Annotated in this window: 19 protein-coding genes and 1 pseudogene; 5 read left to right on the top strand and 15 right to left on the bottom strand. The window is 46.6% G+C overall.

Annotation, left to right across the window (positions count from 1 at the left end; genetic code table 11):
- Window positions 1–66 precede the first annotated feature (66 nt).
- The 8 genes from fabA to H4O21_RS20000 all read right to left on the bottom strand — a co-directional run bounded on the left by fabA (window position 67) and on the right by H4O21_RS20000 (window position 8666).
- The gene (gene fabA, locus H4O21_RS20035; protein ID WP_182810675.1) at window positions 67–555 is read right to left on the bottom strand and encodes a bifunctional 3-hydroxydecanoyl-ACP dehydratase/trans-2-decenoyl-ACP isomerase; all 489 of its coding nucleotides are present in this window, start codon (window positions 553–555) and stop codon (window positions 67–69) included.
- Window positions 556–606: 51 nt separating this feature from the next.
- On the bottom strand, window positions 607–1359 hold the full coding sequence (locus tag H4O21_RS20030) for a helix-turn-helix domain-containing protein (RefSeq protein WP_182810674.1): 753 nt from the start codon (window positions 1357–1359) through the stop codon (window positions 607–609).
- 151 nt (window positions 1360–1510) lie between these two features.
- On the bottom strand, window positions 1511–2161 hold the full coding sequence (locus tag H4O21_RS20025) for a helix-turn-helix domain-containing protein (protein WP_182810673.1): 651 nt from the start codon (window positions 2159–2161) through the stop codon (window positions 1511–1513).
- A gap of 182 nt (window positions 2162–2343) precedes the next feature.
- Window positions 2344–3210 carry a formyltetrahydrofolate deformylase gene (purU, locus tag H4O21_RS20020; RefSeq protein WP_182810672.1) on the bottom strand — a complete coding sequence of 289 codons (867 nt, stop codon included), beginning with the start codon at window positions 3208–3210 and terminating at the stop codon, window positions 2344–2346.
- 191 nt (window positions 3211–3401) lie between these two features.
- Complete coding sequence (locus tag H4O21_RS20015; protein ID WP_182810671.1) at window positions 3402–4073, bottom strand: sarcosine oxidase subunit gamma; 672 nt, start codon at window positions 4071–4073, stop codon at window positions 3402–3404.
- Window positions 4066–7083 (bottom strand): sarcosine oxidase subunit alpha, encoded by a 3018-nt coding sequence (locus tag H4O21_RS20010; protein ID WP_182810670.1) that lies wholly within the window; start codon window positions 7081–7083, stop codon window positions 4066–4068. The genes H4O21_RS20015 and H4O21_RS20010 overlap by 8 nt, the downstream gene beginning before the upstream one ends.
- A gap of 15 nt (window positions 7084–7098) precedes the next feature.
- Entirely contained in the window at window positions 7099–7383 is a 285-nt protein-coding gene (locus H4O21_RS20005; protein WP_182810669.1) for a sarcosine oxidase subunit delta, read from the bottom strand.
- A gap of 29 nt (window positions 7384–7412) precedes the next feature.
- On the bottom strand, window positions 7413–8666 hold the full coding sequence (locus tag H4O21_RS20000; protein WP_182810668.1) for a sarcosine oxidase subunit beta family protein: 1254 nt from the start codon (window positions 8664–8666) through the stop codon (window positions 7413–7415).
- Between the two features lie 443 nt (window positions 8667–9109).
- Between H4O21_RS20000 and H4O21_RS19995 the strand changes: the two genes are divergently transcribed.
- Entirely contained in the window at window positions 9110–9508 is a 399-nt protein-coding gene (locus H4O21_RS19995) for a VOC family protein (protein ID WP_182810667.1), read from the top strand.
- 55 nt (window positions 9509–9563) lie between these two features.
- Here H4O21_RS19995 and H4O21_RS19990 read toward each other — a convergent pair whose 3' ends face one another.
- The gene (locus H4O21_RS19990; RefSeq protein WP_182810666.1) at window positions 9564–9983 is read right to left on the bottom strand and encodes a hypothetical protein; all 420 of its coding nucleotides are present in this window, start codon (window positions 9981–9983) and stop codon (window positions 9564–9566) included.
- Between the two features lie 84 nt (window positions 9984–10067).
- A pseudogene (locus tag H4O21_RS19985) lies at window positions 10068–10647 on the bottom strand (IS5 family transposase); the annotation flags it as partial.
- Between the two features lie 208 nt (window positions 10648–10855).
- Between H4O21_RS19985 and H4O21_RS19980 the strand changes: the two are divergent.
- Window positions 10856–11086 carry a tyrosine-type recombinase/integrase gene (locus H4O21_RS19980; protein WP_220495762.1) on the top strand — a complete coding sequence of 77 codons (231 nt, stop codon included), beginning with the start codon at window positions 10856–10858 and terminating at the stop codon, window positions 11084–11086.
- 293 nt (window positions 11087–11379) lie between these two features.
- On the opposite strand, the gene H4O21_RS19975 is transcribed toward H4O21_RS19980, so the two are convergent.
- The 5 genes from H4O21_RS19975 to H4O21_RS19955 form a co-directional block, all read right to left on the bottom strand.
- On the bottom strand, window positions 11380–11607 hold the full coding sequence (locus H4O21_RS19975) for a hypothetical protein (RefSeq protein ID WP_182810665.1): 228 nt from the start codon (window positions 11605–11607) through the stop codon (window positions 11380–11382).
- Between the two features lie 441 nt (window positions 11608–12048).
- Window positions 12049–12351, bottom strand: coding sequence for a hypothetical protein (locus H4O21_RS19970; RefSeq protein WP_182810664.1), 303 nt, complete (start codon window positions 12349–12351; stop codon window positions 12049–12051).
- 308 nt (window positions 12352–12659) lie between these two features.
- Complete coding sequence (locus H4O21_RS25480; protein WP_220495767.1) at window positions 12660–12914, bottom strand: helix-turn-helix transcriptional regulator; 255 nt, start codon at window positions 12912–12914, stop codon at window positions 12660–12662.
- A 233-nt stretch (window positions 12915–13147) separates the two neighbouring features.
- Window positions 13148–13435: a type II toxin-antitoxin system RelE family toxin gene (locus H4O21_RS19960; protein WP_182810663.1), complete on the bottom strand. Its 288-nt coding sequence runs from the start codon at window positions 13433–13435 to the stop codon at window positions 13148–13150.
- A complete protein-coding gene (locus tag H4O21_RS19955; RefSeq protein WP_182810662.1) occupies window positions 13425–13676 on the bottom strand; it encodes a type II toxin-antitoxin system Phd/YefM family antitoxin in 252 nt (83 codons plus the stop codon). Before H4O21_RS19955 ends, H4O21_RS19960 begins: the two co-directional genes overlap by 11 nt.
- A gap of 233 nt (window positions 13677–13909) precedes the next feature.
- On the opposite strand from H4O21_RS19955, the gene H4O21_RS19950 reads away from it, so the two are divergent.
- From H4O21_RS19950 to H4O21_RS19940, 3 genes are all read left to right on the top strand, one after another.
- Complete coding sequence (locus tag H4O21_RS19950; RefSeq protein ID WP_182810661.1) at window positions 13910–15136, top strand: CAP domain-containing protein; 1227 nt, start codon at window positions 13910–13912, stop codon at window positions 15134–15136.
- A 28-nt stretch (window positions 15137–15164) separates the two neighbouring features.
- The gene (locus H4O21_RS19945) at window positions 15165–15485 is read left to right on the top strand and encodes an NIPSNAP family protein (RefSeq protein ID WP_182810660.1); all 321 of its coding nucleotides are present in this window, start codon (window positions 15165–15167) and stop codon (window positions 15483–15485) included.
- A 307-nt stretch (window positions 15486–15792) separates the two neighbouring features.
- A complete protein-coding gene (locus tag H4O21_RS19940) occupies window positions 15793–16278 on the top strand; it encodes a tyrosine-type recombinase/integrase (RefSeq protein ID WP_182810659.1) in 486 nt (161 codons plus the stop codon).
- Window positions 16279–16322 lie beyond the last annotated feature (44 nt).

The following is a 16322-nucleotide window of genomic DNA, read 5'->3' as shown; positions in this document are numbered from 1 at the left end:
TGAAGCTAATAGAATTTAAGGTTTGTTCAACCGGTGTTTTCCAACTGCTGCCTTTCAGCCAGGCCATCAACAAATCATGCCTACTTTTAAATCGGTCGCTCTGTAAATCACTTCGCCATTCAGCAGGACAAAGCCATCAGCAATTCCCATCGCTAGCGGTTTTCTGATAACTCTCTTAACATGGATATGGTATTCAATGGCTTTGGTATCCGGATAGATTTGTCCCGTAAAACGTACATTGCCAACACCCAATGCCCGACCTCTTCCCGGAAGGCCTGAATAGCCCAGAAAAACACCCAATAATTGCCATAATGCATCCAGCCCCAGACATCCGGGCATAACGGGGTCGCCCTTAAAATGACAAGCAAAAAACCAGTGATCGGGTTTGATCATGAACTGAGCTTGCAAAAAACCTTTCTGATACTGGCCACCCGATGTATCCAGATGAGTAATTTCATCCAGCATAAGCATCTGGTCACTGGGCAATTGAGCGTTACCTTTGCCAAAAAAGGAACCTTCGGACATGGCTAAAATATCGGAGTGAGAAAACTGCATACTGACCTCATAAACTCTTAAAAGCAGGCTTAGTAGTATGAATTTCAGACTCTATTTTGAATTGTAAAAATCGGACATAAATTCTTGTACGAAAGGCGACAGTGACTGAAGGCCCTGTTTTTTAAAGGCGCGGATCAGATGAGATTGATCAAAGAATCCAGAATCATACTGTCCAGGCAGAGCAGGAAAACTGGAGTAAGTCCCATAACGATACTTGTTATTCAAAAAAGAATTCATTCGAACCATTTGAGAGAACGCTTTGATTGAAGCGCCAATATGTAATTGAAAAATACGGTTCAGATGCCTGGAGCTGCAACCCACCCTATCAGCCAGCTTCTCAACAGAGAGATTCCCACCAGATTGATAAATCTGACTCAGGGTATGATCCAGATAAGCGATAAAACCAGCGTTGCTTTGCGTCCTGGTCAGCAGGCGTTCACATAAACTGATCCGGTTTTCAAAACTGACCTCATCATAAATACGCTCGTGTAAGTTCCGGAACACAGGAACTTCCAGAAAATCCAGCCCAAAGACGGTATCGCTTGCCTCTGACAGGTCGATATTAAAAAAGCGGCGCATCGCTCCCGGATAAAACCAGATACCAAAATACTCGCCATCAGGAATTGTCAGCGGTATTTCTAAAATTTTTGACTGAGTACCACCAAAGGATTCACGACATGATGAGAAAAACAGAATGTTAGTACCGTCTGGCACAATGGGGTATATCGCCGTTCTGTCCGTTCTGACCTGAACAAAGGCATAAACGGTGTTTTCCAGAGCTTTACAAGGTCTGGCCAGTTTCACCTCAATGCCAAAGTGTGTTTGACCTGGCTGGGTCAGAGTCGGTTGAAACGGATGATAGATAAGACTTACTCAGATCGAATACAGATATGTGTCGTTCGATTGTATCACGGGCATAGAGGAATAAAGTAAATTTTACAAGTGGCCTGATCGTTCAGGAAACCACCCATAAAACCCTGGCGATATCTTCGCCAGAAGCTAAGAAGTTATGCCCCATATTGCAGTCGTAATAGGTGCTGTCACCTTTATTCAGGGTGATAGGCTCATAAAATTCTGAGTAAAGTATAATACTGCCCTGTAACACGTATAAAAAGCCTTCGCCGTCGTCTTTGATCCAGCCGTTTAATTCCTGGGTTGAGCGGGCTTTAATGGTCAGTACCCTGGGGCTGAGCTTTTTATTGGCAATCTGGTCTGAATGCTGCTGATAGTCATAGCTCTGAGCAGTGTACAGCTTCTGTTTATCACCCTGGGTAATATCCAGTCTGCCATAAGGTTTTGGTCTATCTTCAACGCGTTCAAATAGTTGGGGCAGGTGAATATTCAACCCCTGAGTAATCTGCTGCAGGGTCTCAAAGCTGGGGGAGGTCTGGTTGTTTTCTACTTTAGATATCGTCGACTTAGCGATACCTGTCAGCTGGGCCACCTGATCCAGGGTATAGCCTTTTTCCTGCCGATGGCTGCGTAGTGTACTGCCCAGATCCGGTGTCTGCTTCTGAGCCTGATCTGAAGTGGAGCAGGGCAGTTGCTTGCTATGACGGCTTGTCGGGTCATCATAAGCAATTTTATTCAGATTCAGTTTATTCATGGATACAGACTTCAGGGCTGGAGTATTAACGGGTATTTGTGGTGGCTGGTGTCATGCTATCAGATTATAACGTCTTGTTTTATCTGGCAGAGAGGGCTGACCAGAAGACTTTCAGGCAGAAAGAAAAGTATATCTCCGGGAGAAGATATACTTTTCTGCACCAGCCCTGAAAAAAGGTACGATCAGTTACTGAACACGACCGTGCGGCTGCCACTCAGGAATACACGTTTCTGCACATGATAACGAACCGCGTTAAACAGAGTGACGCGTTCTATATCCTGACCTTTAGCGACCAGATCTTCCGGATAATGGGCGTGATCTACCTGTTGAATGCCCTGAGTAATGATAGGACCTTCGTCCAGATCGTTATTCACGTAGTGAGCGGTAGCACCAACCATTTTCACACCCTTTTCCCAGGCCTGATGATACGGTTTAGCCCCTTTAAAGCCTGGCAGCAGAGAGTGGTGGATATTAATGGCTTTACCATCCAGATACCGACACAGATCCGGTGACAGAACCTGCATGTAACGCGCCAGTACGACCAGATCAATGTCGTATTGTTCCAGAAGTTTAATCACGTCTGCTTCTTGCTGAGGTTTCGTCTCAGCGGTGATTGGCAGATGGTAGTAAGGAATATCATGCCATTTAGCCAGAGGCTCCAGATCCGGGTGATTGGAGATAATTACAGGTACTTCGATATTCAGCTGGCCGGTACGATGACGATACAGCAGATCGTTCAGACAGTGATCATACTTAGATACCATGATGGCCACGCGAGGGCGATGATTCGGTTCTGTCAGTTCCCACTCCATCTGAAATTGTTCTGCACGTGAGGCGAATTCTTCGGCAAACTTCTCTGGGCTGAAATCATCAGATTGAGGGGTGAATTCAATACGGATAAAAAAGCGTTTTGCTTCACGGTCATCAAACGAGTGGATCTCATCCACATAATGTCCTGATGCCGCCATATAGCGGGTCACAACATCAACGGTGCCCAGAAGACTGGGACAGGTTGCAGTAAAAATCCAGGGTTTAATCGGGCTTGTCATAGCAATCTTTTCCAGGCTTAGTGGCTTATTCGACAACCAGAAAGGGATTCAGAAAACCGGCAGGTCAGGCTGAATCATGGGTGGTACTCTGGTGCTGAATCAGCAAAAGTATTTAATGGCTGAAAACCGCCCCGGACAGGGCGGTTTATCAGAAGGGCAATCAGCCCGTTGGTGCAGGAAGTACGCCGTTATCAGGCGTCAACAACCAGACCATATTCACGGCTGGCATCCTGAATCCACAGCCATACGTAATCAGCAAAGCTGCGACGAATCACCAGTTCAAAGCGCTTGTCGCCAGTACGACGGATGATAGCGGTGCTTTTTGCAAAGACAGTCGATACCACTTTACCCACTGGGAACTCTTTCGGGTGCAGATCAATCGGCGTGGATTTTTTCAGCATATCCACCACGTTGTTACCGGACAGTTCCAGTACCGTTGAACCACCACTGGAGTTCACCAGAGAGTAATGGCCTTCCATTTCATCACGGAAGCGACTTTCTACTTCAAACGCCTTTTCGCCTGGCACAATAATCAGCCATTCATCAGGAGACATCCAGCGAATAGAGACATCGCCTTTCTCCACAGAGGTCAGAGGCTGCAGTGGCAGAGCCACATCCAGCACACGAACCACGGCAGCTAGCTGCTCAGAGTTACTCTGGTTACAGCGCAGAGTCAGGTGACCTAGCAGTTTGTTCTCACGCAGGTGAACACCACCCTGACGTTTGCCTTGCTTTGCCAGAGAATCCAGATCAGCATGATGCAGAGGAGACTCACCTGCAATCTCTGGACCAGGGCGCTGATCCATGATCGCCACAGTGGCTGGTGCTGGCGCTTGTTCTTCTACGGCTACATTATCAGACATTCTGACGCTCCCCTTTAGGATCCAGGAAGATTGGACTACAGATTTCAGCTTCTACAACTTTGCCATCGGCCAGAGGGTAATAGACTTTCTCACCCATCTTATCCAGACCGCCTTTTACAAAGCCCATGGCGATGCTGCGACCCAGGTTGGCACTCCAGTAACTGGAAGTAATATGGCCGACCATTGGCATAGGGATAGGTGCTTTCGGGTCAAATACACCCTGGGCGCCTTCCGGCAGTACCACGTTCGGATCAACGGTCTTCAGACCTACCAGTTGTTTACGGTCCGGACGAACACAATCCTCACGGGCCATGCCGCGCTTACCGATAAAGCTGAATGGTTTATTCGGCGATACACACCAGGCCATACCCAGATCGTACGGGTGCACAGAGCCATCCGTATCCTGACCGGCAATGATGAACCCTTTCTCTGCACGCAGAATGTGCATGGTTTCTGTGCCGTATGGCGTCAGGTTGTACTTAGCACCGTGCTCGAACAGTTTTTCCCAAACATGCAGACCATAGTTAGCCTGTACGTTGATCTCGAACGACAGCTCACCGGTAAAGGAGATACGGAATACACGTGCTGGAACACCAGCAACCTGCATCTCTCTCCAATCCATAAAGCCTAAGTTCTCTTTCGACACATCGTAATCAGTCAGTTCCTGCAGCAGCTTACGGCTGTTAGGACCGGAGATGGTCATGGTAGCCCAGTGATCCGTTACCGTGTTGAAGTACACTTCCATCTCTGGCCATTCGGTCTGATGGTACAGTTCCAGCCATTCGTAAACACGGGCTGCACCGCCAGATGTGGTGGTCATTACGAAGTGGTTCTCGCCCAGGCAAGAGGTCACACCATCGTCAAACACCATGCCGTCTTCGCCACACATCAGGCCATAGCGACACTTACCGACTGCCAGCTTGGCCCAGGCGTTGGTGTAAACACGCCCCAGGAATTCACGGGCGTCTTTACCCTGGATATCAATCTTACCCAGTGTAGACGCATCCAGAATACCGACGGATTCACGAGTGGCTTTACACTCACGGTTCAGCGCATCCTGCATGGACTCACCGGCTTTCGGGAAGTACCACGGACGTTTCCACTGACCCACATCCTCAAACTTAGCACCGTTCTCAACATGCCACTTATGCATTGCCGTGTAACGCTCAGGATCAAACAGCGCGCCACAATCACGACCGGCAATAGCACCAAAGGTAACTGGCGTGTAGTTAGGACGGAAAATGGTTGTACCGGTTTCAGGGATAGACTTGTTCAGTATTTTGGCTGCGATGCCCATACCGTTAATATTACCCAGCTTACCCTGGTCAGTACCGAAGCCCATAGCGGTATAACGCTTAACGTGTTCGATGGACTCGTAACCTTCACGACAAGCCAGCTCAATACCTGCAGCCGTTACGTCATTCTGGTAATCAACAAACTGTTTTGGCGCTTTTGCAGTCGGCTTCAGGTGCGGAACGTGGAACAGCGTCATCGGTGCGCCGTTGTTCACATCAACAGACTCAGGCAGTACCACTTCAGCCGCTTTCAGACCCAGCGCAGAAATCGCTTCTACCGCTGCCGTCAGGCCTTCTTCCAGTGCCTTACCTGTGCTGTAGCTACCATTGATCGCACCAGCAGTCAGCTGTTTCTGTACGGTAGGTCCTGGCAGGAAGCCTACCACTTCTTCATTCCAGACCGGACGACTGCCAGTATGGCAGGACAGGTGAATTACCGGGCTCCAGCCACCAGAAGATGCAACCGTATCCACGCTCAGTTTCGTTACGGAACCGGTCACACGACTGCCGTCTGCACTGATCGGTGCAACAGAAACACCGGACACACGCTTGCTGCCTTGTACATCAATGACTGCGGAACCGGTTATGATGTTCAGATTACGCTTACGGGCAGCCTCAATCAGATCACCGGATGGACTCTGACGGGTATCCACAATCGCCGCTACTTTACGGCCTGCATCATGCCAGTCCAGAGCAGCCTGATAACCTGAATCATTGGTGGTCATCAGTACCAGTTCATTGCCCGGAACCACACCATAACGGGTGATGTAAGTCGATACAGCATTAGCGACCATACAACCCGGTACATCGTTGTTGGCAAATACCAGCGGACGCTCGTGAGCACCGGTCGCCAGGATCACCCATTTAGCCCGTACACGGTGCAGACGCTGACGTACCTGACCGGCAGGTGCCAGATCTGCCAGGTGATCTGTACGGCGCTCGTGAATGGTCAGGAAGTTATGATCGTGATAGCCGTTCACTGTAGAGCGAGGCAGCAGCATCACATCGTCGTAGCCGCGCAGCTCTTCTGTAACAAAGCTTACCCACTCACTGGCAGGCATGCCATTCAGGGTTTCTTTACTGCTCAGCAAACTGCCACCGAATTCGGATTGCTCATCTGCCAGAATAACGCGAGCGCCACTACGCGCTGCCGCCAATGCTGCAGACAGACCCGCAGGACCGGCACCGACTACCAGAACGTCACAGTGCTGGTTTACTTTGTCGTAGGTATCCGGATCATTTTCCAGCGGAGAACGGCCCAGACCAGCCGCTTTACGGATAATGGACTCATAGGTATCCCACATAGACTGAGGATACATAAAGGTCTTATAGTAGAAGCCCGGTGGCATCATGTTGCCGCCGACTTTACCCAATACGCCCATTATGTCGGTATCAACACTCGGCCAGCCATTGGTGGCACCGGATACCAGACCATCGAACAGTTCTTGCTGAGTGGCACGTACGTTAGGCACCTGAGTGGCTTCAGTCGCGCCCAGCTGCATGATTGCATTCGGCTCTTCTGCACCGGCTGCAATAATGCCGCGAGGACGGCTGTATTTAAAACTACGGCCAATCACATCGATGCCATTTGCCAGCATCGCAGAAGCGAGAGTGTCGCCCTGATACCCCTTGTACTGCTTACCGTTGTAGGTAAAAGTCAGGGTTCTGGAACGGTCGATGCGACCTCCGCTCTGGAGGCGGTTTTTCTGTGTCATGGATTCCGCTCCTTATTACTCTGCCACTACAGATGGCTGTTCGCCGATCTTGTAAACTTCTTTAATTTCATAAGTCTGGGTATCACGGGTCATATTGAAAAACTTACGACAACCCGCTGCGTGTACCCACAGCTCATGGTGTAATCCACGAGGGTTCTTACGGAAAAACAGGTATTCACCCCACTCTTTATCAGAGCAGGCTTCCGGGTCCAGTGGTCGGGCAATGTGTGCCTGGCCAGCGGGGTGGAACTCTTCTTCTTCCCGGTATTCGCCACAATGCGGGCAATAGATATGAAACATCGATTCTCTCTCCTCAGACTCTGCCCGTATTAGTGCGCTACACCAGCAGCGCCGTGCTCATCAATCAGCGCGCCATTGTGGAAACGGAACATAGAGAACGGCTTAGCCAGTTCATGCATCTCACCTTTGGCCAGAGATGCCGCAAATACGTTGCCGGAACCCGGAGTCGCCTTAAAGCCACCGGTACCCCAACCACAGTTGAAGAACAGGTTTTTAACCGGCGTTTCACTGATGATTGGACAAGCATCAGGACACGTATCAACAATACCGCCCCACTGACGGTTCATACGCACACGGCTAAAGATAGGGAACAGCTCAACAATCGCCTGTACCGTGTGTTCAATCGTTGGGAAAGAACCACGCTGGCCATAGCCGTTATAACCGTCGATACCGGCACCGATTACCAGGTCACCTTTATCGGACTGGGATACGTAACCGTGTACATGGTTCGACATAACAACCGTATCCAGAATCGGTTTGATCGGCTCAGATACCAGCGCCTGCAGCGGGTGAGACTCCAGCGGTAGCTCGAAACCAGCCATATTAGCCAGCACACCTGAGTTACCTGCAACAACACAACCCACACGGTCGGCTTTGATTTCGCCGTAACGGTTGGTTTTAACGCCAGTAATCGTGCCATCTTCAATGATCAGATCAGTTACTTCAGTCTGCTGAATCAGATCGACACCGTGCATATCCGCACCACGAGCGAAGCCCCAGGCTACCGCATCGTGACGGGCTACACCACCACGTGGCTGCCAGGAAGCCCCCATGATTGGGTAACGGGTGTTTTCAGAACAATCCATATGCGGCACGATCTCTTTGATCTGCTTAGGATCCAGAACCTCACCATCCACACCGTTCAGACGGTTAGCGTTCACGCGACGCTCGATATCACGCATATCCTGCAGAGTGTGGCCCAGGTTCAGTACACCACGCTGAGAGAACATCACGTTGTAGTTCAGATCCTGAGACAGACCTTCCCACAGTTTCATTGCGTGCTCATACAGGTGAGCCGCTTCGTCCCACAGATAGTTGGAACGAACAATAGTTGTATTACGTGCGGTATTACCGCCACCCAGATACCCTTTTTCGATAACGGCAACATTGGTTACACCAAACTGTTTTGCCAGGTAATAAGCTGTCGCCAGACCGTGACCACCACCGCCAACAATGATGACATCATACTTTTTCTTTGGCGTTGGGTTTCTCCAGGCACGCTGCCAGTTTTCGTGGTGGTTCAGACTGTGCTTAAACAGCCCGAAGCCAGAGTATTTTTGCATTGTTATAACCCTCTCTGGATGCCAGCCAACCTGGCTGAAAAACCAGCTCAGAAGTGAATTGTGTATTCAGGTTCACTTCATTCCGCTTTTTTATAACTGCTAAGGCTGAATACAGACCTCAGGCAGAGTGCTCATTTGTAGCCTTTTGAATCCCTCTGGCTTTCAAAGCCAGATTTGTCCGGATCACGGTGTAGGCCACATTGTCCAGTTAATACTAAACAGAGGGGGGGATTGAGTGCTGCTTAACAGCGGCCCAATCATGTCGATTTGCGACACCCGGACTGTCGAAAGCTCAGTGTTGCTTAACAGAGGGTATCTCCTGGAGCCATGATGATTTGATACACGCCATTTTTTGTGTCCACGGACTGTCGCATTTATCCAGGACAAGCGATCCGGGAGCATCTAAACTGCTACAGGCTTTAAATAATCAGGAGTTAAAGGTTATGGATGCTTTAAAATTCAGATACACCATTCTTTACGTTGAAAATGTTCGCGACACACTCGACTTTTACAAGGCAGCATTTGGTCTGGAGCAGGCGATGTTGCATGAGAGTGGTGATTACGGAGAGCTTGATACTGGCGGTACTACGCTCTCATTTTCATCGTTTAAGCTGATGGAAGAGCTTGGTAAGAGTCCGGGAAAAGTCAACGCAAACTCGCCCAGTTTTGAAATTGCTTTTGAGACTAATGATGTCGCATCAGCAGTGGCGAGAGCTTTGGATGCCGGTGCTGTTCTGGTACAGGATACTGAGGCTATGCCCTGGGGGCAGACGATAGCTTATGTGACGGATAACAATGGTTTTCTTGTTGAGCTTTGTTCTCCAATGGCGGCTCAACCGTAGCCTTTTTCTTTGAGTTGTTCGAGCAGTTCTGGCGCATTTAATAGCTGTGTGGGTGTTACGTTAATATTAACCATTGCAGAGTGCGAGTACTTACACCTAGTCGATTCGAAGCCTGCTTTATAGAGTAAACGTCGCTGGCTAAGCAGGCTAACGCCTCATCTACAGCAGGGGACAAACTTGTGAAATCGTCCAGAACCTCTGCTAACTCACTGGCCGCCACCGGTTTGTCCTGAAAATAATCAACCAGCTCCGTTTCTTTAATCTCAACTCCCGGTTTTAAAGGAAATCCCTGAAAGCGAGTATTTACTTCGATATAAACCGTTTCTGGTATATCAAACAGGGGAGAAACAAAGCAAACAGGTTTTTCTGACCCCATTATCTTCAGGATTACATCACGACAACCATCAGGTAAAACCGTTGAGACAAGCCTTTTATTATGATTGGAATGCCAGCTGGCAAGTAAGTTGTTACTCATAGCCTGAATTGCTCATAGTGTTTTTGTTTTAGAGCCTGTTCATAATCTTCAAAGCAACAGAACAAGGAATGCCAGATGTGTGAACTAGAGACTGGTATTAAGCTTTCGCTCGCAATTCTTCCATAAGCGACGGCACTTCTCCAGCCAGGCAAAAGATCTTTCTACTACCCAGCGCTTAGGGATCACTGCAAAAGAGTGCAACTCACTTCTTTTCGCAAACTGTACCTCTGCATTCAGAATATCATCAACAGCTCCTGCAAAAGGCTGGCCTGTATAGCCTCCATCAACCAATACGGACTTAACCGATGACAGGTTTGGCAGGTTATCAGCAAACGCTTTTAGTGCGCCTTTTCGATCCGTGACATTGGCTGTAGTAACGGCAATGGCGTGAGGCAAACCCTGAGTATCAACAACAATATGGCGCTTGATACCGGAGATCTTCTTCCCTGCATCATAGCCTTTTGAACCTGCTGTATCGGCATTTCTGACACTTTGAGCATCAACGATGCAAAAGCTCGTCAAGGCGTTGCGCCCCTGTTTTATACGGGCCTCTCCAACCTGTTTTTTTTAAGGCTTCCTGAAGGATGCTGGTATTGTCCTCTTCTCGTGTCTCGCTCCATTGCAGGAAGTAGGCATGTACCGTTCTCCATTTTGGGAAGTCACTGGCCCGCTGTGTCAGGATAGTTGTCCAATAAACAGGTTTCAGCCTGCTTGATTAACAGAGCGGTTCATCTCTTTTTCTTTTACCGGATTCAGAGTGACATCACCTACAGGCTTCCAGTTTCTTCAGTATGGCTTCACGGCGTGAATCAGAATAACGAGGCATATCCAGTCCATGTGTCCACTGTTTGTTTTTATTCAGTACAGGTTTATTGGACAACTATCCCGACACAGCGGGGCTTCCGGAAAATGCCCGTCCGACCTTTCATGAAATTCGATCACTGGGAGGTCACTTGCTGGAAAAAACAGGTTCAGACACCTATGCCGTACAGGCATTAATGGGCCACTCTAATGCAGAAATGACAGAGCACTATCTGGCAGGGTATCAGCAGAAATGGACACCGGCAAAAGCGGCAAATTACGATAGAAAAACACTGAAATGAGGGATTTTGTCTGCAAACTATCTGCAAAACTTCTGCAAACGACAGACGAAAAAAAACAGCAACTCATTATAAGTTGCTATTTTTCAAGATAAAACGATGGTCGGGACGAGAGGATTCGAACCTCCGCCCCCCACAACCCCACTTTTATCTTTTTGAAGACGTAACATACTGAATATAATGATATTTTTACTAAGAAGAATAACTAACCCTGATAGAATTCGCTCTTTTAGCACCTAATGAAATCAGTATGTTACGTCTGTATAGTGGGACGCCAGATGACACATTCAGCTGTACTAGCCCACCTGCCTGATCAGTTCTGATATATTTGCATGCCAGTACAGCTCAGAGGTAAAACCTGCAGAAGGTGTCAGGTGACGTAGCTTATCCCAGTGCATATATCGGCCTTTATCATCACATGGGCCAATATCTGAACTGAACAACAACTGAAACAGGGACTCATCTCCCTTATTCAGTATATCCAGCAGACGATCCGAAGCAGGCGGAACAAGGGGCATTTTCACTGTGACAAGCCTTTAACTACTAATTATTAAAAAATTAGTATATCCAACCCATCATGCATAAACGACTAAAAATTTCTGAATGAGCAGTGATTTTGCTGTGGCCGTGTCAGGCGGATTGGTCAGCATCATGGATAAAGCAAAAGGTATATTGGAAAAGCGCAGCCAGGGAATACATCCCTCAGGTTATCGAAGCGATATACAACACATAAATCATTTGTAAATCATGAAACAATAAGAAGAAAAAAGATAGAACAACTATAAAAGATCGCAGGCAATAAGATTTGGTTAAAACAGTATTAACCTCAACCTTATCACCTGTCAGATCGTATCCCTTTTATTTCAGGTTTATATGGATAGTCATATTGGGAGATTCTGGTTATCAATATAAACATCTGTCTGTATGCAACCCTGCAAGTTCAGCATTGAATGCTGCCAGACAGCTTACAGCAGCGCTTCTTTAGATACTGAAACCGGCTCTACATCGTGGAAAGCCACTTCTTCAAAATCATACGAAAAATCATTTGAATCAGTCAGTTGTGCTTCTTTAGAGCTGGATACCGGCTCAATCACTTTCAGGGTAACAACATCATTGCTGATAGCAGATGAACCGCTCAGATTCGCTTCCTGAGAGTAACCCGCAGGCTCAATCGCTGCAAATGGGTTGTTAGTGGTACTGGTATCAGCAACCGCCTGAAAAGATACAGCAGCAACAGAAGCAACAATCAGTTTAGTAAAAGTATTCATGGTTTAATTCCTCTTGAACTTGTAAGTCGTAACTTGATGATGCGTATGTTAACCAGGCTGATATTTTTAGGTAGCCCTCTGCTTGTTACTTGTGTGTTAACTCAGAGTTAAAAGCAAAAAATGAAAGGTCGTTATAACGAAATAATACAGAATGGCATGAGTCTGTTTGCCGGGAATGTGCGTGGTGATGGGCCGGGTTGTTTTACCTGCAGAGACACCTATCGAGTACCGACACCCAGCCGAATGACATCAAAGATAACCATATCAAACTGACAAAGTCCGCCTCATAACAAAACCAGTTCGGCCTGTCAGCGATCGTAATTACCCTGCATGGCCAGCCAGCTTTCTGCTGTACGACCCAGAGCCTCAGACAAACGCAACGCCATCTCTGGTGAAACGGTTACTTTGATCCTGCTGAGATCGGTCAGTATAAAGGCAAACAGATCCGGATACCGTACCCGGAGTACCCTCACCTCTGATTTTTCTGCAGAAAAACGGATTGAAGCAGAGATGACCTTTACCCATGATGTACTGATTAACGGGCTGGATGGCGTCAATATCATCGCTTCCCTACTGGAAGACTCAAATCACAGCAAATAGAAGAAAAACATCCTGAAAGAATGTCCTGCATAGCATGCTGGCCAACATCCCGGAACAGAGCAGGCTTCACCATCTGTTGCAGCACTTTGGCGAGTTCTCTAAACGTTTTAACAGGAACTATCAGCTGTTTGTCAGTGAAAGATGATAATTAACTGAAAAATATCAGGAAAAAATGCCTGTCTTATTTTTCTTTCACTCAACCAGATCTGGAGGCTAACGTTCTGTATACAGCGTCTTTATCTCTCTTGCCGATTGCCAGAACGTACACAACGATCTCATCGTCTATCACTTCATACACCAAACGGTAACCAGCAGTACGAAGTTTAATTTTATAAACCGATTCATAACCCCGAAGTTTTGCAGAAGGAACATGAGGGTTATCCAAACGCTCTCTCAGTTTCTTTTTAAACTGGTGCTGGATGGGCGGTGCCAGTTTACTCCACTCCTTTTGAGCGACCGGCAAGAACTTGAGCTTATAAGTCATCAATATTGACTTCTACCGCTTCAGACAGATCTGCCCGACGGCTCTCTACCAACTTTGCCAGCTCATAGTCATCAAGCATATCCATCATCAATTCATAGGTTTCCGCAGGAACCAGATAAGCCGCAGGCGTATTGTGATTTAAAATAGCCACTGCTGAACCTTCAGCCTTATTCAGCAAAGCTGTCGGGTTCTTTTTCAGCTCTGAAATACTGGCTGAGTAATCCGCTAAAATCTGTCTCATAACAACACCAAATCGGCACTAAAATCAGTGCTTATTTTAGATCCTATTTCCGGTTCTGGCCAAATGTATTTTGGGCAATACTCTCGGTGTGCCTTGCCTGATTGCGGAGCCACAGGTGATAATTACCTGAAAAATATCAGGAAAAAAGTGCCTATCCTGCTTTTTTCTGCTTTCACCCAAGGCTACTACATGAGATAAAAGATGATGACTTCATACTTCAACAGGATTTAATCGTGATCAGGAATATCGCATACATTTTGCTTCTCTCTACTCTGCCTGCAGCATCTTACGGTTACTTCGATAACAATGATCGATTCCTGAACTGGGCCGAATTTGAATACCCTGACCTATTCCCTGGCCAGGAAGAAACGCAAACAGAAAATGGCTGGACCTATCGCTTTTATCCAGATACAAAAATATACCTTGGTATTGATGAGAGTAGTAAAGTATACATTCAGGGGGGGCGATACGGAGAAGAGCCTGTAGAGATTGGCTGGAGAGCTCATTACAAAGATCAGTATCAAGAATACTATAAAACCCATAGCTGCAGGCCAGATTTTATATCTAAAGAAGAAATTTACAAATATCATGCTCAACTAAGGGAGCAGGCTGGCATGATACGAATGCAGAGAGCAGACTATCTTGAAAATGCAGCCCAGAAGCATAGCGATTACTTAATTGCTAATGACACAACTGGGCATACAGAAGAAAGGTACTCTCCCCAGTTCACAGGTAAAACAGCAGCAAATCGGGCAATGCACACCGGAGGTCAATCTAATCAAGTTTCTGAAGTTATATCATACAGCAGGACTCTAAAGTCATCTATCGATCGGCTGTTCTCCGGTATTTATCACCGTTTTATTATGCTGTCATTCAGGATGAACTCTATTGGTACTGGTTATTCAGTCAAAGAAAATCAATGTGGTCACAACCTGGTGATAAATTATTCAAATAGCTTTATCAATCACCTTTGTTCTTATGATTCTTACAAAGGCGGCACATCTTACAGTGGCATATGTGCAGTTGAAAGCAGAAAAGTTGGAGAGCGTGAATTTAAGGAGGCAAAAAATCAGGTTTTGAAAGAAAATCCTGCATTCATTATATGGCCTCATGCTAATAGTATCGATATACCAGTTAACTTCACTGGAGAAAAACCAGACCCACTTCCTAACTACGATAAAACGGGCTACCCTGTGTCCATTGCGTTTAACCCTTATTACTTCCCTATCCCACCAGACATTATATCTTTTCAGCTTTTTGATGATCAGGGGCTTCTAATAGATGAAGTAATCAGAATTGATCAATATACAGATGTAAATAATAAATTAGACTCTCATGAATTTGCTTTCTTCCCAATTGAAGAGCTGCAATATGATAGTGAATATCGTGCTGAGCTGGTGTATGAGCTGGATGGGGATCACTCTATAGTAAGCTGGAAATTCAAGACAAGGTCCAAGTAGCACATACCAGGCAGAAGAAATCAGGGAAATGGAGAAAGACACACTGGCATATAACGTCAGCCTGACAGGACCCGATGTTCTGGATGCAGACAACAACCCGATAGAATCGCCACCTCAACCGATTCCTTTACAGGAACAAACTCAGGTGACGTTTATAGAAGCCTATAAAGACGAAGCCGCCTTCAGCCAGCACGTTAATGGTGTTCCTTTTCAGACCTTTCTGAAAAACAACCTGCATTACTTTAAAACGTCACCGGATAACCCGGACTGGCCACTAACCCATAACACCATGCTGGACCGGCAGTCAGGCTTTGCCCGAAAAGAGTTCAGCCATCTGCAAACAGGTTGAATGACAATCAACGCATAGAATGACTGGTAAAGCGGTTTCATCGGGTGATCTGATAAGGGATGGTTATGATGACCATCCCTTTTTTTTCAGCATATGGCAAGAGTTTAAAGGCAAAGTCACCGAGGACACTGCATGGCGATAATTACATGAAAAGTATCAGAAAAAATACCTGTTATATTTTTTCTTCATTTTCTGGTACCACTTCAAATCATACTTATTGAAATAAAGATTCAGGCCCAAAAATATAGCGTCAAATTCTGTCGCAATGATATGATCATGCAAAATTTTCACGTATCTGCGAATTAAAATGACAACACTGAATAGCTGCGTCAAAGAATACCTGAATTACTGCCGCTACCATAAAAATCTGTCAGACCTCTCCCTGAAAGCTTACGACATCGATCTGAAGCAGTTCATTACTTTTGTTGGTGGTCGCAAGAAAATCAAAAATATAGACAAGCATGTGATCACAGGTTACGTACAACACCTGTTTGAAGATGGACTCAAAAGCAGCTCTGTAAAAAGACGTATAGCTTGCCTCAAGGCCATGTTCCGGTGGCTGGAATTTGATGAGCAGATCGATGTTAATCCTTTCCACAAAGTGGATCTCAGAATTCGGCTACCTCAACAATTACCCCGTAATCTGGGGACTGATCAGCTTCAGGTTTTAATGAACCGGGCCAGAATGGATATTGGTCTGAGAAACTATCAGATCATTAGCATGCTTGAATTACAGAACCGTATAGCAATACTGTGGACACTTTCATGCAGCAATAACCCCGTAAAGGCTTAATTGTTCATAAGTGTCCATGACTTTTTTCTCATTCAGGGATAAAC

The sequence above is a fragment of the Oceanospirillum sediminis genome, assembly GCF_014164585.1.
Lineage (GTDB): Bacteria > Pseudomonadota > Gammaproteobacteria > Pseudomonadales > Halomonadaceae > Oceanospirillum > Oceanospirillum sediminis.
Note: the sequence above shows the minus strand (reverse complement) of the source record. Positions and strands in the feature narration are given on the sequence as shown.

What these genes read in the sequence shown, in the direction of transcription:
- fabA (WP_182810675.1), bottom strand. Translation starts at nt 555, where the DNA reads ATGCAGTTTTCTCACTCCGATATTTTAGCCATGTCCGAAGGTTCCTTT.
- H4O21_RS20025 (WP_182810673.1), bottom strand. Translation starts at nt 2,161, where the DNA reads ATGAATAAACTGAATCTGAATAAAATTGCTTATGATGACCCGACAAGC.
- purU (WP_182810672.1), bottom strand. Translation starts at nt 3,210, where the DNA reads ATGACAAGCCCGATTAAACCCTGGATTTTTACTGCAACCTGTCCCAGT.
- H4O21_RS20015 (WP_182810671.1), bottom strand. Translation starts at nt 4,073, where the DNA reads ATGTCTGATAATGTAGCCGTAGAAGAACAAGCGCCAGCACCAGCCACT.
- H4O21_RS20010 (WP_182810670.1), bottom strand. Translation starts at nt 7,083, where the DNA reads ATGACACAGAAAAACCGCCTCCAGAGCGGAGGTCGCATCGACCGTTCC.
- H4O21_RS20005 (WP_182810669.1), bottom strand. Translation starts at nt 7,383, where the DNA reads ATGTTTCATATCTATTGCCCGCATTGTGGCGAATACCGGGAAGAAGAA.
- H4O21_RS20000 (WP_182810668.1), bottom strand. Translation starts at nt 8,666, where the DNA reads ATGCAAAAATACTCTGGCTTCGGGCTGTTTAAGCACAGTCTGAACCAC.
- H4O21_RS19995 (WP_182810667.1), top strand. Translation starts at nt 9,110, where the DNA reads ATGGATGCTTTAAAATTCAGATACACCATTCTTTACGTTGAAAATGTT.
- H4O21_RS19990 (WP_182810666.1), bottom strand. Translation starts at nt 9,983, where the DNA reads ATGAGTAACAACTTACTTGCCAGCTGGCATTCCAATCATAATAAAAGG.
- H4O21_RS19970 (WP_182810664.1), bottom strand. Translation starts at nt 12,351, where the DNA reads ATGAATACTTTTACTAAACTGATTGTTGCTTCTGTTGCTGCTGTATCT.
- H4O21_RS25480 (WP_220495767.1), bottom strand. Translation starts at nt 12,914, where the DNA reads ATGATATTGACGCCATCCAGCCCGTTAATCAGTACATCATGGGTAAAG.
- H4O21_RS19960 (WP_182810663.1), bottom strand. Translation starts at nt 13,435, where the DNA reads ATGACTTATAAGCTCAAGTTCTTGCCGGTCGCTCAAAAGGAGTGGAGT.
- H4O21_RS19955 (WP_182810662.1), bottom strand. Translation starts at nt 13,676, where the DNA reads ATGAGACAGATTTTAGCGGATTACTCAGCCAGTATTTCAGAGCTGAAA.
- H4O21_RS19945 (WP_182810660.1), top strand. Translation starts at nt 15,165, where the DNA reads ATGGAGAAAGACACACTGGCATATAACGTCAGCCTGACAGGACCCGAT.
- H4O21_RS19940 (WP_182810659.1), top strand. Translation starts at nt 15,793, where the DNA reads ATGACAACACTGAATAGCTGCGTCAAAGAATACCTGAATTACTGCCGC.